Annotated in this window: 11 protein-coding genes and 1 pseudogene; 6 read left to right on the top strand and 6 right to left on the bottom strand. The window is 45.3% G+C overall.

The window, feature by feature from the left end:
- Positions 1–75: 75 nt before the first annotated feature.
- From FKN93_RS02375 to FKN93_RS02365, 3 genes and pseudogenes are all read right to left on the bottom strand, one after another.
- Positions 76–2,431: pseudogene (locus tag FKN93_RS02375) on the bottom strand (VolA/Pla-1 family phospholipase).
- A gap of 16 nt (positions 2,432–2,447) precedes the next feature.
- Positions 2,448–3,680 carry an outer membrane protein transport protein gene (locus tag FKN93_RS02370; protein ID WP_170904381.1) on the bottom strand — a complete coding sequence of 411 codons (1,233 nt, stop codon included), beginning with the start codon at positions 3,678–3,680 and terminating at the stop codon, positions 2,448–2,450.
- Positions 3,681–4,202: 522 nt separating this feature from the next.
- Entirely contained in the window at positions 4,203–6,248 is a 2,046-nt protein-coding gene (locus FKN93_RS02365; RefSeq protein WP_170904380.1) for an alpha-amylase, read from the bottom strand.
- 310 nt (positions 6,249–6,558) lie between these two features.
- Between FKN93_RS02365 and FKN93_RS02360 the strand changes: the two genes are divergently transcribed.
- Together FKN93_RS02360 and FKN93_RS02355 are read left to right on the top strand one after the other, a co-directional pair.
- Entirely contained in the window at positions 6,559–7,101 is a 543-nt protein-coding gene (locus FKN93_RS02360) for a hypothetical protein (protein WP_170904379.1), read from the top strand.
- 83 nt (positions 7,102–7,184) lie between these two features.
- Positions 7,185–8,093 (top strand): aldo/keto reductase family oxidoreductase, encoded by a 909-nt coding sequence (locus tag FKN93_RS02355; protein WP_004397014.1) that lies wholly within the window; start codon positions 7,185–7,187, stop codon positions 8,091–8,093.
- An 89-nt stretch (positions 8,094–8,182) separates the two neighbouring features.
- Here the strand turns inward: FKN93_RS02355 and FKN93_RS02350 are convergent, their stop codons facing one another.
- Positions 8,183–9,508: an anaerobic C4-dicarboxylate transporter gene (locus FKN93_RS02350; protein ID WP_004397015.1), complete on the bottom strand. Its 1,326-nt coding sequence runs from the start codon at positions 9,506–9,508 to the stop codon at positions 8,183–8,185.
- Between the two features lie 414 nt (positions 9,509–9,922).
- Positions 9,923–10,762 (bottom strand): ammonia-dependent NAD(+) synthetase, encoded by an 840-nt coding sequence (nadE, locus tag FKN93_RS02345; protein ID WP_004397016.1) that lies wholly within the window; start codon positions 10,760–10,762, stop codon positions 9,923–9,925.
- A gap of 130 nt (positions 10,763–10,892) precedes the next feature.
- Here nadE and FKN93_RS02340 point away from each other — a divergent pair, with 130 nt between their 5' ends.
- Together FKN93_RS02340 and FKN93_RS02335 are read left to right on the top strand one after the other, a co-directional pair.
- Complete coding sequence (locus FKN93_RS02340) at positions 10,893–11,408, top strand: nicotinate-nicotinamide nucleotide adenylyltransferase (protein ID WP_170904378.1); 516 nt, start codon at positions 10,893–10,895, stop codon at positions 11,406–11,408.
- Positions 11,409–11,441: 33 nt separating this feature from the next.
- Positions 11,442–11,915: a hypothetical protein gene (locus tag FKN93_RS02335; RefSeq protein ID WP_170904377.1), complete on the top strand. Its 474-nt coding sequence runs from the start codon at positions 11,442–11,444 to the stop codon at positions 11,913–11,915.
- 102 nt (positions 11,916–12,017) lie between these two features.
- Here the strand turns inward: FKN93_RS02335 and emrD are convergent, their stop codons facing one another.
- Entirely contained in the window at positions 12,018–13,223 is a 1,206-nt protein-coding gene (gene emrD, locus FKN93_RS02330; RefSeq protein ID WP_161425163.1) for a multidrug efflux MFS transporter EmrD, read from the bottom strand.
- A 322-nt stretch (positions 13,224–13,545) separates the two neighbouring features.
- Between emrD and FKN93_RS02325 the strand changes: the two genes are divergently transcribed.
- Positions 13,546–13,824, top strand: coding sequence for a hypothetical protein (locus tag FKN93_RS02325; RefSeq protein WP_170904376.1), 279 nt, complete (start codon positions 13,546–13,548; stop codon positions 13,822–13,824).
- 230 nt (positions 13,825–14,054) lie between these two features.
- A complete protein-coding gene (locus tag FKN93_RS02320; protein WP_170904375.1) occupies positions 14,055–14,963 on the top strand; it encodes a siderophore ABC transporter substrate-binding protein in 909 nt (302 codons plus the stop codon).
- Positions 14,964–15,103: the final 140 nt, after the last annotated feature.

Below are 15,103 nucleotides of genomic sequence, written 5' to 3'. Positions count from 1 at the left end.
TAACGCTCAGCAACAATAAAGGCAGGAAATCCTGCCTTTATTGTTTTCTATTTTACCGCTTTGCGGTTTGGTTAATTAATGCAATACGGTTTCTGGAATCGCCCCATTCAATTGGTTATCAATTAAAAAATCAATGGTTTGTGCTTGCATTTGACCATGGTGAAGAGCATCAGACCCATCATCATTCTGTGGGGCAATAAAGGTTGAATGCTTAGCCGTGGTATTATACTCAATAAAGACGCTGCTTTGCCCATTCACGGTTGGTGTCGTGCGATTGATCGTCGTTAATCCAAGTAAGCTCGCCACTGGCTCTGTGCCAGCAAATGGCAGTATACCTGCTTCTTTGGTGACATTCGGCACTGTATCGTCATTGTGAACTTGAGTCAGCAATAACGGCGTTGTAATGCCCGAAGCTAAATTCGCCATTGGATCTATGCTGTCGAGCACCGATTGAGCGGCAAAGCTAAACTGAGCAAACAGTGCGTTTAATTGCGCTTTTTGTAGTTCAGTTGCATTTTGTTCAAAGATACCGTAACACGCGGAGTCAGTTTGCCCAATGCAGTATGTGTCTGCAAACGCCTTATACTGAGCAGAAGTCAGCGCTAAGTTATGTTTGATCTGCGGTGCAAAAGCATCAGAACCAAACAGAAGTGGCGCGATACGACCACCAGAGTTATGGATCGCTGCGGCGCTAAAGTGATAGAGAGCATTCGCTTGAGGATTACCTAAATCTTGCTCACTGGCTGCCAGTGCGGACAGCCCGACAATACCACCTAATGAATGACCGAGCAGTTTAATCTGTGAGCCTGTTGCAATATTGACGTTCTCAAGGGGCGAGCCGATGAAAGATGATTGTGACAGGGTTAGCGCAGCGCGCAGCGCGCAGCGCCAGCACGTCCAAAATACTTTGACGCACGTTATCACGGGCCACGGGTAAGTTAACTAAATTTAAATAGGCCAGCACATTGGTATTGGCTGAGCGCTGTTCGTCTAAACTGCGCTCTCCGTGCAGTGGCATATCAATCGCAATCACCGCTAAACCCGCTTGAGCAAGGCGAAACGCAAACGCGTAGGCATTTTCTTTGGCTGAGGTAATGCCGTGCTGATAAATGACCACATTTTTAACTTCGCCCGTTTTGGGAGTAAAAAGTAAAAACGGCACGGTTTGCAGTGATTTAATGCTGGGCAGCGGTGAATAGCGGGTGATCAAACGCTCGCTGTCTAATCGGCTGCCATCGGTTTTCGTGAGCTCAAGACCGACTAATTTCATCTGCTGTTCTTGACTGGTTGCAAGCTCGGTAAGATCAATACCAGCGCCGATCAATTGCGCGGTAAGATGAGCCTGCTCAACAGGGTCTTTTAACGCTGCTGAGATTTTCGCTAGGCTGGGGGAAGCGGCGCTAAACGCTTGTGTGTTCCAATTTGCGCCGGTTTCAAGGTAGTAAGGCAGAGTCACCGCGCCATGAGTGACGTTAACCGATTGACCGGTATCAGTGACGGACTGATCATAAGCTGCAATGAGTAGGTTCTTGGGAGCCTTGATATATTGTTCAAAAGCCTTATCTGCGTTAAGCGCTTCAGCAAAAGGCTTGGGATCTTCAAAGGTCATTTGATAAGCATCATTTTGATGGACAAATGTTTGCTGCCAAACCGCTAATGGGTTTTCTTGCCCCGCGCCGTAGGCCGTTGCGGCAGCTACAGCGCTTAAGGTTTCACCGACCGATTGGGTGCTAAACCAAGTGCTGTATACGATCTGTTCTGCATTAACACCCGTCGCGCTAAACAGGGCTTCCGTGCCATGGGTGATTTTCTGCAGCTGTGCCAATTGTCCTTGGCTATAAATGCGCTGCTTAGATTTAAGGGTCGCATAGCTACTCGAGGTGCCGATTGGCTCGCCTTGTGCGTCTTTAACATCACTGGTGATGGCTAAAATATAGTTGCTCGCTGGGTTTAATGGCTTAGTTGGGTAAATGGCGATCTTACTGGTCGCGGCATCGCTAAAGGCGACAAAGTCAACATTAGCTTTCGGTTGTGGATTACCAGTCATCGAATCTGTCAGTTCAACTAGATAAACACCGTCTGTGATGGCGCCAGTAGCCAAATTGCCGCCAGTAAAATCCAGATACAGTGGCATAGTGGTTGACCAGCCATCGAGCTGATTCATGGCAACCCGTGGATTACTGGGCGAGTTGTCACCATCCGTGGGTAAGTTTAAAGTACCATCTTGCGGGTTCATCAACGTATAGGAGGGTAGCGGCACCGAAGGGTTCGCGCCGCTCAACTGAAATTTAATCTGTGTTTCGCGAGTTAATGCCTTTGCAATATGTGGCTCATAGCTAATGGTCGGTGCGCCAGAGCTTTGCGTGTCATCGCCGCATCCCGCTAACCATAGAGCCGAGCAGAGTAGGGAAATTTTAAGTAGTTTTTTCATGGGTTTCTTAACCTATTTAGAACTGGTAATTGAGCTGGATGGCACTGATATAGGCATTGGCTTTGGTGTTGAAATTCAAGCTTTGGCCTGCGGCGTTGGTTTCGGTGAAGTTACCTTCCTTGCTTCTTACTAATGCAAAGCCCGCATCTAGGGTCATGGCATCATTCAAGGTGTAAGTAAAACCGGCTGAATACCAGTAGCGGTCACTATCTGGAATGCTCAAGGTGGCTTTACCCGCTTGTTCATCAAATGCTAAACCAGCGCGCAGTGTCCAATCATGATTAAGGCGATAGGTGGTGCCAAGGGACCAGCGGCCGTTGTCTTTATAGTCTTCTGGTTTTTGGAAGCAGACACCGTCTTTACACTCTGCTGAAGTCGCTTTGAGCTCTTTGAATGAACGCCATCCGGTGCGTTGATAGCCATAGTGAATCGCCCATTGGTCATTGAGTTGATGAAAGGCGGATATTTCCCAAATTTCTGGTAGATCAAGTTTTAAGCGGCCGACGACTTCGGGCTTGCTAGCTGCGCCAGAGTTATAGCTAGAAAAGGTACCATCATCGAAATCGAGTTTGACCTGTGAGCGGTAGGAAAACCCAAAGCGGTGGTTTTCATTCACTGAGTAAAGTGCGCCAATATTCCAGCCATAACCTAAGGTATCGCCTTCCATAGAGATCAGCTTATCACTTTGTTGACCACCTAAAGTGGGCGCTAAGCCACCTTGGTGACGATTGAGCTCTGCATGGGCATAAACAAGATTAATCCCAGCGCCCAAACTAAGATGTTGATTGACTTTGTACGCTAGGCTCGGGTTGAGGTTAACCGAAATCAACGCAGTGTCGCCTGCCATGTCACCAGCATAAATGTCGGTTGGGTAATCGGTTGCTACACCATAGGTAGTGAAAAGGCCGATTCCCCAGCTCCACTGTTCATTAATTGGGCTTAAATAATAAGCCGCTGGAACCACTTGGAGAGGAGCGATATCCGACATTTTTTGTTGATTGCTCAGATCATAAACATCAACTTCAGGATCGATGATACTCAGGGCGCCAGAAAATTGCGCACGTTCAAAACGAGTCATTGCCGCAGGGTTGCGAGCTAGCACACTGGCGTTATCTGCCACCGCGCCTTCACCAGAAAAAGCTCGGCCAAGACCGGAGGCGGAATGCTCGGCAACTTGAAAGCCAGCGCTGTATACTGAGCTGCTGGCTATAACGGTAAGTGCAACCAGAGTTCGGGGAAAGGTTTTCATTCTCGTGTTCCTAAGTCTGTATTATCGCCCAAAATAAGGTGCGGTAGCGTCAATTGAGGTGAAGTGGTTGATTCACTCGTCTAAGCTAGTGTGCGGGTGAATCAACCATTTGACCGATGATTAGCCACTTCTTATTTAGTCGGCATAGTATTATTGCAGCCCTTTTTACTTGAAGTTGCAGCGGTGTAGGCTTCGATGCGTTCACCATAATCAAACGGTGTATTTATGTTCATCAGGTTTTACTTACGGGGTACCTAGCTGAAACTTCAGGCCGTTCAGGTCTGTAACATCAAAAAACTAATGTTAAAAATTTGTTTTAATAATGTCAAATGTTTGGTTTTATTAGTGTGAGGGGCGGATTATAAAAGTACATTTCATCAATGTCTTATAGAAATTTTGTGGTTGTACCAGTAGGAGATTGAGCGTTAGGCTAAGATTTTGTTTGAAATGACCAGAAAAAAGCAGTTTAAGCTGCTGTTTATTAGAGACTAAACAGCAGCTTGGTGGGTTTTAAAAACAGAGCTATTGGCCGACAAAGGCGACGACGACGCGATTATTGTCTAACGTACGTGAAAAGACGTAAGCATTGTCTTGTGGGATTGGTTGATGAACTCCTGCACCAATTGCAGGGTTATTTTGGCGAAATTGGCCTAAGGTTTGCCAGTGTTGCAGTAAGGCTGCGCGATCGTTATCCCACTGCCAGTTCATTGAAGAGCGAGTCCCTTGATGAAAATCATCCGCATAAGGACCGACTTCGCGAGCGACTTCATCACCATAGTAAACTTGGATTGCTCCTGGAGTGAGCAGCAGAACATTCGCGGCATTACGCTGCATCTCAAGTGATTTAAAGCGCCCAAAAAATAGTTCCGTGTCATGAGATGACATGTAACTGACCGGATTAAAATCAGCATGTTTGGCGAGGGTTTGCGAATAGGCTTGGTACACATCCTCCATGGTGCTTAAACAAGCGGCGCCGCGGTCCATTCTTTTTTGTAAATCGAAGTTGATCAGCGCATCGAAACCATCATCAAAATATGGGCTACGATAAGCACTGTGCGCCCAAACTTCGCCCATCATCCAGAACGGTTCACCTTGTTTGCCCTGTTTGGCGCGCCATTCATCAAGGCGTTGGCTAGCGGTTGATTTCAGGCGTTGCCATACTTCCCCTTCGACATGTTTAACGGTATCAATTCGATAGCCATCAATACCAAAACGTTTTACCCAATCGGTTTGCCACTCAATCAGATAATCAGTGACGGTATAATTGTCGCGTGCTTGGACTCGTGTTCCCGGATTATTGATTAGCCATTGAGGCGGCGTGACAGGCACGTCAGCTTCAGTGAGAAAATCAGGCAATCCCGCTAACGTTAAGGTTAAATCGCTTGAGCCCGGCGCTGGATAACCCGGCAGCCCGGCACGTACCCAATCTTTACCCCACCATTGCTGCCAATTTGAGTTTTGATAATCAATATATTGATGAAAACTGTGCCACGTTTCGCCAGTTTTTGGCGTCCAATCGCTCCATTTTTCAGGCAGAGTGCTAGATTTGACAACGTCAATGCTATCGAACTGCAAATCCGCTAAAGTCGCGTAGCCAGTATGGTTGAGTACCGCATCGAGTAGGACTCTTATGCCTCGCTTATGGGCTTCTGCCACTAAGGTGGCGAGATCTTCATCGGTGCCGAAGTTTTCGTCGATTTTGGTGAAATCTCGCGTCCAATAACCGTGATAGGCATAAAAAGGAAAGGAGCCACTGTCTCCTCCACCAATAAAGCCATGTACTTGCTCTACGATCGGAGATAGCCAAATCGCATCGGTGCCAAGGCTTTTAATGTGATCGAGCTTTTTAATTACCCCTTTGAGATCGCCGCCATGAAAGGTACCAATTTCTTGTTGGCCATCTTTTTTACGGCCATAACGGTGATCGTTACTCGGATCACCGTTATAAAAACGGTCAACCATAACAAAATAGATATTGGCATTACGGTAAGTGAAAGGCTGTGGCTCACTCTTTAGCGGAGCAAGCAGAATAAGCCCGCCACTGGTTGGGGAGGGTGTTAAAGAGACCTGCCCGTTGTTGACCGTAACGATTTGACCGCTCATCGCGTCTTTTAATTCAGTGCCTTCAGCAAAACTATCGGCTAAGGTCAAGGTAACCTCTCCACCTTGATATTGCTCACAAACGACCGAAGGTAGCGGGCGTTGAAATTCGGTTTGTTTCGCTGTGGTTGGCTGACGAACAAAGGCAAGGGTTTTATGTTGGTCATCAAAACTGAACGCATAATCACCAGTAAAGCGGATATTCAGTGGTAATTCTGTCACGGCACCACAGTTAAGCTTGATGGGAGTATTAAAACGAACGGCTTGTTCACTGTCAGCGTGACAGTCGCCCTCAATACCACTGATTTTTAGCGTGTAGTTATCCTTGGCTAACGGTATGACTAACGGCGTTGTCGCGCTGAGTGGGAAATCTCGACTATTGGTGGTAGTCGAAATGGTGATATTGGGTGAGGCCAGTACCGCTGGTGCGGCTAGCATCATTGCGTAGGTTAGCGTGTGCAGTTTCATTCTTTTTATTCCTTGAATGATGATATCCCCTGCCAATGGCAATTCACCGCTGTCGTAGCCAGAGGTAGAAAGACGAGGAAGAGAGTAAACCGAATTTCATCCTTAACCATAAGTGGTCGGGTATCGCTTGACATCATTCTTGCTGACTACGCCCTAAAAGTTTGATGCAGTTCACTGCTTGGCCTTTGGGGGCGTAGAGTCTAAGGCGCTTGTTGCTGAGATTAAGAATCGGCATGATGTGGTTTTGAAAAGAGAGGTATGCTCTCTTTCGTTTGTACTTTTGTACTAGAGCTGGCCGAGGAAACATACGATGGGTAAATGGCTATTATGGTTTGGTTTATTTAGCCTACCTGCTCAAGCCGTACATGAAGATTTTTTGTTACCGTTTCTCAACCCCAATCACGCTCTACCGAGCTTGTCTGAATGGCAAGAAAGTCACCAGTGGTTAGAGTGCGCTGAGGAGAGTGATCAGCTACGATGGTGCAGTGATGAATTTTATTATTACTCAACATTAGTTTGGGCAAGCATCCGTTTTATGAACGAACAGCCAGTCATGTTAGTCTTACATCTGACCTATTCGGCTCATGACTGGAGTCAATTGCAATTAGCGCTGCGCCGAGATGGCTTTCAAGTTGATCGCGTCCAGATCGCTGAGGCTATTTTTTCCGTTGATGATCAACGGAACGATAAAACCAGCTCTGACGTTGATCGCCAGTTAATCTTATTTCTTAACCATCATGCTCATCGTTTTCCTAAGCGGCAGCAGTGGTCGATGTCTGGACGACAAGTTGAGTTATTGACCGATGGTAAGGATATTGAAGTGCGTTGGCTGGCCGTGGGATCGAATGATTAAATTTAACCGATCGCTTATCGGAAGTAGCGTAGCAAGTTTCGTCTATAAAATTAAATAGAGAGCAAGGTAAAGGAGTAGAAACAATGATTGAGAAAGTTACGATGGCTTCCCAAGGTCCAGAATTTTCTGAGCTAGTGCAAGGATACTGGCGTCTTGGGGAATGGAACATGACGCCGCAATCTCGTTTAACATTCATTAAGCAGCATCTTGAATTAGGTATCAGTACCGTTGATCATGCTGATATCTATGGTAATTATCAATGTGAACGTTTATTTGGTGAGGCCTTGGCTCTTGAACCAGCTTTACGTGACCAACTGCAAATCATTACTAAATGCGACATTAAATTATGTGGTGATAGTTATCCTTCGCAAAAGATCAACCACTATGATACCAGTTCAGCGCACCTCTATCAGTCGGTCAATCATTCATTACAACGTCTCGGCGTTAATGAAATTGATGTGTTATTACTTCACCGACCAGATGTATTAATGAACGCCGATGAGGTAGCCGAAGTGTTCTCTGACTTACATAAAGTTGGCAAGGTCAAACATTTTGGCGTATCGAACTTTAGCCCAGCTCAATTTGATTTGTTACAATCACGCTTATCTAAGCCTTTGATTACTAATCAAGTTGAGATTAATCCGCTGAATATTCAAGTTGCGCATGATGGCACTTTGGATCAATTACAACGTTTACGAACCAGACCGATGGCGTGGTCATGTTTAGCCGGTGGTCAACTGTTTAATGGACAGAGTGAGCAAATTGCCCGAGTACGTCAGGTGCTTGAAGAAATACGCGAAGAGATTGGCGCACAGAGTATCGATCAAGTGGTGTATGCTTGGGTACGTTGCTTACCTTCTAACCCAGTGGTGATCCTTGGTTCCGGCAATATCCAGCGTACACAAGCTGCGGTTGAGGCATTATCGCTGACGTTAACTCGCGAACAATGGTATCGAGTTTGGGTGGCATCCAAAGGTCACAATGTGCCGTAAGTTAAATCGATTAACCTTGCTGAATGAGAAACCAGCCGCATCGAGCGTAAACGATGCGGCTGGTTATTATCAGCTGAGTGGATTAGTGATTAACCAATCACAATTTGTCCGAGCACATAGCCGACACAACACGCACTGATCACGCCCACTAAACCGGGAGCCATAAATGAGTGGTTAAAATACCATTTGCCGATCTTGGTTGTTCCTGTCATATCAAAGTTCACGGTAGCGATATCAGAAGGGTAGTTCGGAATAAAGAAGTAACCGTACAGCGCAGGCATTAACCCGATCAATAACGCAGGTTCGAGCCCCAGTGCTACACCGACCGGTAGCATCATCTTCGCAACGACCGCTTGTGAGTTCACCACAACCGACACAATAAATAATGCTAGTGCAAAGGTCCAAGGATAGGCGTTCACCATATCAATGATCCCTGAGCGAAATTGTGGCATCGCATATTGAAAATAGGTGTCCGACATCCAAGCAATACCAAAAATGGCAATTGCAGCCACCATCCCCGATTTGAAAACTACGCCTTCTGGAACCGTTTTTGGATTAACTTTAGCGACCAATAAAATAATACCGCCGAAACAAAGCATCATCATTTGAATCACGGTCGCCATATCAATCGCCTTATTACCCGAAATCATTCTGACTTCAGGGAACATGGCGATCAAAACAATGATCACAATTGAGAGAATAAAGAGCATGACAGAATTCTTTGCCGCGGCTGGGAGGACTTCATCTAATGATGTGGCGGTTGTGCTAAGAATTTTCTCTTTGAAGATGGGATCTTTTAGCCGTTCTTGATAGTCCTGATCTTGCTCGAGCTCTTTACCTCTACGCATGCTGTAGAGCGACATCAACACGGTTCCAAATAACGTCGCAGGTACCGATACCATCAAAATAGATAAGAGCGTGATGTTGTGATTAATCGTCGATAGCTCTGCAAGATAGTAAACAACAGCGGCAGAAATGGGCGAAGCCGTAATGGCGATTTGTGAAGCAACGGAAGCGGCGGCCATCGGACGCTCGGGACGAATACCATTTTTTAATGCGACATCGCCAATGATCGGCATAATCGAGTAAACCGCATGACCCGTTCCAAGCAGAAAAGTCATGGTGTAGGTCACTAAAGGAGCAATCATAGTGACTTGTTTTGGGTTACGGCGTAACAATTTCTCAGCAACTTGCAGCATGTATTTTAAGCCACCCGCCGCTTCTAAGATCGACGCACAAGTGACCACGGCTAAAATGATCAACATGACCGTTACCGGAGGGGAGGTCGGCGGCATTTTAAAAATAAAGACTTCCACCACCAAGCCAATACCTGAGACAACACCAAGGCCTATCCCACCATAACGGGAACCAATGTATAACACTATTAATAGGAATAAGAATTCCAAATACAACATACTAACCTGACCTTATCATTAAAATTGGGTATCCCAATTCACTCGGATAGCGTGTCTAGAAATGCTCGGTATTTCATCTCTATCTTGCTGTTTAAGTGAGTCGGGTGAATATTCTGTGACTGAGACGATTCACTGCTCAATAAGTTGAATATCTTGGCGTAATTAACGGATTAACCAGCGTATTTTCTGATTTCATCCACAAAAAGTATGAAGTGAAGTTCACACATATTTACATTTTAAAAATGGAAGTGACTTATTGTGATCTTTGTCCCATTAAAATCCGAAAGAGTTAATTTTTTAAGGTGTTAATGTAGCCAAAGTGTAGTTTTTAACGCTGAAAGCAAGAAAAAGCCGAGCGGATGCTCGGCTGTTTTTAGGCAACGGAAGGCGAATCCGAATCATGCACCACGCTGGTTACAATGATTCGTCATAAATGGTTGGGATCGGCTGTCGTTTATGTTGAGTGACTTGATAGATATGAATCAAACGTTCAGCCACATAGCTAGGGACTGGTTTACCTTCTAAAAAATCATCAATTTGTTGATAAGTGAGATTAAGCGCGTCTTCATCGGCTTTTTGTGGAGCTAGCTCTTCTAAATCAGCCGTAGGGACTTTGTTAACTAAGACTTCAGGTGCGCCCAGTGTGGCGGCCAGTAAGCGCACTTGGCGCTTATTGAGACCAAATAGCGGCGCTAAATCACAGGCACCATCACCATATTTGGTGTAAAAGCCAGTAATATTTTCCGCAGAATGGTCGGTACCCAGTACCAAGCCACCAACATAGCCAGCGATTTCATATTGAGCAATCATACGTGCCCGCGCTTTGACATTGCCTTTGACAAAATCGACTTTGGCTTGATCATTAGGCAATAAGCCAGTGTTGGCGAGTGCTTGATGCGAAGCTGCATGTAAACCATCGACGCCCGCTTTAATGTTGACCGAGACCGCATGAGTGGGTTGAATAAACGATAAAGCTAACTGAGCTTCTTGCTCATCTTTTTGTTCACCATAAGGTAGGCGAACGGCAATAAATTGGTAAGCTTGCGTTTGTTGTTCTTGATTGAGTTGATCAACGGCGAGCTGTGCAAGGCGGCCACACGTGGTTGAATCGACACCGCCACTGATCCCAAGGACTAACGATTGACAGCCAGACGTTAAAAGTTTGCGTTTAATAAACGTGACGCGTCGTTCAATTTCAAAGTGAGGATCAATGCTAGGTTGTACGCGCATTTCTTGTCGAATGATGTGTTCCATAAGATTTCCTTTCTGGCTTGCTAAACCGAGGTGGCTAAGGCTCGCATAATGAGGTGACTTAGGTATATCATACCGCAAACATGAAATTAGAAAACCGTGAATACGGGCTGAGTCTTGAATTGAGGAAACGATGCAAAAAGTGGCCGTCTTTGGTAGTGCGTTTAATCCACCGTCACTAGGGCATAAACATGTCCTTGAGTCGTTGAGCCATTTTGATCGCGTATTATTAATCCCCAGCATTAGCCATGCTTGGGGTAAAACCATGCTGGATTACACATTACGCTGTCGTTTAGTCGACGCTTTTATTAAAGACTTGGCTACCAGCCATATCGAGTTGTTGGCGATAGAGCAAGCGTTGTGGCAACCAGATCAGAGTGTGACAACTTATGCTCTGTTGACGCATTTACAGAGCCAATTGCCTGATGCTGAACTGACATTTGTGATTGGTCCAGATAACTTCTTTCGTTTCCACGAGTTTTATCGAGCAGAAGAGATTGTGCGGCATTGGTCGGTGATGGTCTGCCCAGAAAAAGTGAACATTCGTAGTACCGATATTCGTCAGGCTATCGCCGCGAAGGAAAATATCCAAGGCCTAACCACTCCGAGTGTTGCCGCTCTTCTTGAACAACTTCAGGTTTATCGCTAATCCTATGCAAAATGCCCAAAGAGTCATCGCCAAATGATGCAGCCAGTAGTGTGGGGATGGTTGATGTTATCCAGCTCGGTAATGGACTGTTCGCCTTACGATGGCGTTGAGCAATCTTTGTCAATCCGTTCGGTTATTTTTAGCCATCAAACGGTGTGTGATGAATGGCGAGAAGCTAATTATACTGGGCTGACTTTGTCGGTGAATCGATTAGAGAAACCGGATGACTACTGGACGGGATGGCTTGCAAGTAGTGTTATCAAGGCCGATCCGATGGTCAGTTCTAATTATCAGCAAGGTTATTTTGGCGTCAGTGTCTGGATGCCTGACGAGCTTGCTGAGCAAGAAGCGGAAATGACTTTAGAGGAGTGGCTAAAAAATCACGGTGTCGCGCTTAGCTTGGCTTATGGCGATAAGAGAAACGGTTTACCTCGTTTACGCCTCGACTATCGTTGGCATGAAATGTCGCAAACCGATTGGTTTTTACAGCTTGAAATCCCTTTTTAATCCTGAAAAATTAATCACAAAGCAGCAGGGGCGTATTGATTACGCCCCTGGTTTGTTTGAGGTTATACTCAAACAACCTCAAATCGAAAGAACATGGTCATATCAAATTGGTAGTGGCATTGACTGTGATGGGTCTTGCGGCTTGTAGACTCGCTTTAAACCCAGTATCGCCAGCATGGACATCAATAACATAATGATCCCCAGAGGAAGCTGGTTAGTCGTAGGAAACAAAGAGGCGGTTAGCGTGGCTAAGCCCGCGCCTAAGTTTTGCATTCCGCCTAATATCGCACCACCAGTACCAGCATGGTAAGGCAGCGGATTGAGCGCTCCGGTTGTCGCCGCTGGGAACAAAATGCCCGCACCGAGAAAATACACCGTTGCGCCACCAATGAGTGTTAATGCGGTCGTTTGGTCAAATAGACCAGGGATAAGGACAATCATTGAGCCACAAAAAATCGCCATTAGACCGACACGCAACGCTTGTTTTTCACTGTATTTTTGCGCGACGACGCTAGATAACCAAGCACCAGCTAAGTAACCCGGAATGGGCGTGACAAACAATAAGCTAACGGTCGTCGCTGGCAGAGCTAAGACGCCACCCAATAATACGCCTGCAGCCGCTTCAAAGACCGCTAAACCAGCGAAGGTCGCGACTAAGCAGATTAAGTAACCTTGAAAGCGGTGATCCGACATCACAAACTGATAACTGCGCATCACAGGTTCTTTTCTGCGGTTCGCTTTCGGTAAGGTCTCGACTAGGCTAGTCAGCATTGTAATCAGCACTGCAATTGCAAATAGCGATAAAAACAGATAGCTAGATCGCCAGCCAAACGCTTCGGTTAAGTAGCCACCCAATACTGGCGCAATCAGTGGTGAGAAAATCAAACACATACTGATCAAGCTGTTGGCTTGATGAAGTTTACTGCCGGTAAAACAGTCACGGGTGAGTGTACGGCACATCGCGCCACCACAGCCAATACCAAGACCTTGAATAAAGCTACCAGCTAAAAACCAGTGGTACTGATGAGCGAATAATGCCATCAAAGTCCCGAAAATATAAATAATCAATCCGACAATGATGATCGGTTTTCGGCCTAAGCGGTCAGACAGTGGCCCATAAGCAAACTGTGATAGACCATAGGGAATCAAATAACACGCCATCACGGCTTGTAGCGCTGATGGAGAAACTAAAAACTCTCCAGCCATATGACCAATAGATGGGACATACATGGTTTGTGTCATTTGACCTACTGCTGCTAAAATTGCGATCAAGAAAGTCAATTTGACTAATGGAAATGTTGCCGACATTACGTTCTCCACCTAACAACATTAAAGCGTGAGGATTGATATCAAGGATGAATAAAAACAACCAGCAAACCAGTGTTTACGGCGCGTGATATTAGTCATCAGTATACGGTTAATCAATCAAAAAGTGATGAAGCTAGCACGATATAATTCTATACTTATGATTAGATAAACTAATCCGAATTGATGGTGCTAACTTAACCTATTATTGGATGATATGAATTAATGCCACGTTAATGATAAGGTTTTTTTAGGCTGGCTATTGCTTTCGGTCTTTGGAGTCTCTACATTGTTTAAATGAGAATCAATATCATATGTGGTGTTTATGTTAGCGTGGTTAGCAACGGTGGTTTTTTTAGTTGGGATGGGGATGAAAGTGGCGGTTTCGTCACGTTGGCTCATTAGTGTGATTGGCGTGGTCACCTTATTATCGTGGTCTGCATGGTTCGATATACGTTTGGTTTGTCTCGGGCTATTTATTTCAGCCCCTTTTATTGTTCGTTTCACCCGCCAGCATACGGCGAAGTTATGTTTTTTACTGTGTGTATTGGGATCGACGCTTGCTAGCCTACTCATCACCTTATTGACTCTTCGTCCAGTATAACTGCGGTTGATTTTCTCAATCGATTGATAGAGCGTTTTAATTGTCTTTTATCATCAATAATATGAATGGCAGACGATAGTCAATATTGTGGTTAAAGGATTTTAGCGTTCAATCTTAACCAAATCGGACGATGGCTATTGCGAGGGAAAACAGAACTGGTTATAGTTCTCGACACTAATGCGAATGCTTATCAAAATATATCGCAGTCATTTTCGCCAGTAAGGAATCGTATGAAATCAATAATCAGTTGGGCAGCGTTGGGCTTGCTCACTTCAATGTCAGTCCATGCCGCCAATGTGACCATTGAGCATCAAATGGGTAAAACCACCTTACCGCAAAATCCTCAACGTGTGGTGGTCATTGGTGTTGGCCCATTAGACGCTGTTGATTATTTTGGAATTAATCCTGTCGCCGTCTCAAAAGTCGCCGAATTGCCGGATTATTTAGCCAAATACCGAGGAGACGATTACGCTCCTGCAGGTTCGTTATTTGAGCCTGATTTTGAGCGTATTTTTATGCAAAAACCGGATCTGATCATTACTGGTCCGCGCGCTGCACGAACGGCTTATGATGAATTGAATAAAATTGCGCCAACCGTAGTATTTGCGGTGGATGATAACCAACCGTATTGGCAGAGCACTCAAGCTCAGTGGCGCAATTTAGGTAAAATTTTTGCTATTGAAGATAAAGTTGAAGAAAAAATTGCCCAGTTAGATCAAAAATTCGCTGAAGTTAACGCTTACAATCAACAGTATCACGCACAAGCGATGACGGTGATGAGTTCTGGTGGCAATATTACCACCTTTGGCGCTAATTCCCGCTTTGCTGCGATTTATAAAGATTTTGGATTCAGTGAGGCAGCACAGGTTAAGCAAACGGCTAACCATGGTAACTTGGTCTCTTACGAATATATCCGTCAAAATAATCCTCAAACGTTGTTTATTATCGACCGCGATAAGTTGGTCAATAAAGGACAAAGCCATACGCGTGATGAATTTGAAAATCCATTGATTAAAGCGACCGATGCCTATAAGCAAGATCGGATGGTATTTTTAGATTTGAATGCTTGGTATTTATCGATTGCCGGTGTGACGGCGACCGAGCAGATGTTAAGTGATATGCAAGTTAGCCTCCATTAATCCTATCGGTTTTCTGTGTGAGACTGCTGTCTTGTTAATGCTCAATAATCGTCATTAGCCAGCGGTTTCACATGGTTTACATTAGGTCACTAACAGACTTGGTTGATGCTCTGAGTCTGTTAGCGCTCTTAGATAACTAT

It is taken from the genome of Vibrio sp. A8-1 (assembly GCF_013048685.1).
Taxonomy (GTDB): Bacteria; Pseudomonadota; Gammaproteobacteria; order Enterobacterales; family Vibrionaceae; genus Vibrio; species Vibrio metschnikovii.
This window is presented reverse-complemented; position numbering and strand designations above follow the sequence as displayed.

Excerpts from the sequence above, each read along its gene's own strand:
- FKN93_RS02370 (WP_170904381.1), bottom strand. The coding sequence starts at position 3,680 with ATGAAAACCTTTCCCCGAACTCTGGTTGCACTTACCGTTATAGCCAGC.
- FKN93_RS02365 (WP_170904380.1), bottom strand. The coding sequence starts at position 6,248 with ATGAAACTGCACACGCTAACCTACGCAATGATGCTAGCCGCACCAGCG.
- FKN93_RS02360 (WP_170904379.1), top strand. The coding sequence starts at position 6,559 with ATGGGTAAATGGCTATTATGGTTTGGTTTATTTAGCCTACCTGCTCAA.
- FKN93_RS02355 (WP_004397014.1), top strand. The coding sequence starts at position 7,185 with ATGATTGAGAAAGTTACGATGGCTTCCCAAGGTCCAGAATTTTCTGAG.
- FKN93_RS02350 (WP_004397015.1), bottom strand. The coding sequence starts at position 9,508 with ATGTTGTATTTGGAATTCTTATTCCTATTAATAGTGTTATACATTGGT.
- nadE (WP_004397016.1), bottom strand. The coding sequence starts at position 10,762 with ATGGAACACATCATTCGACAAGAAATGCGCGTACAACCTAGCATTGAT.
- FKN93_RS02340 (WP_170904378.1), top strand. The coding sequence starts at position 10,893 with ATGCAAAAAGTGGCCGTCTTTGGTAGTGCGTTTAATCCACCGTCACTA.
- FKN93_RS02335 (WP_170904377.1), top strand. The coding sequence starts at position 11,442 with ATGATGCAGCCAGTAGTGTGGGGATGGTTGATGTTATCCAGCTCGGTA.
- emrD (WP_161425163.1), bottom strand. The coding sequence starts at position 13,223 with ATGTCGGCAACATTTCCATTAGTCAAATTGACTTTCTTGATCGCAATT.
- FKN93_RS02325 (WP_170904376.1), top strand. The coding sequence starts at position 13,546 with ATGTTAGCGTGGTTAGCAACGGTGGTTTTTTTAGTTGGGATGGGGATG.
- FKN93_RS02320 (WP_170904375.1), top strand. The coding sequence starts at position 14,055 with ATGAAATCAATAATCAGTTGGGCAGCGTTGGGCTTGCTCACTTCAATG.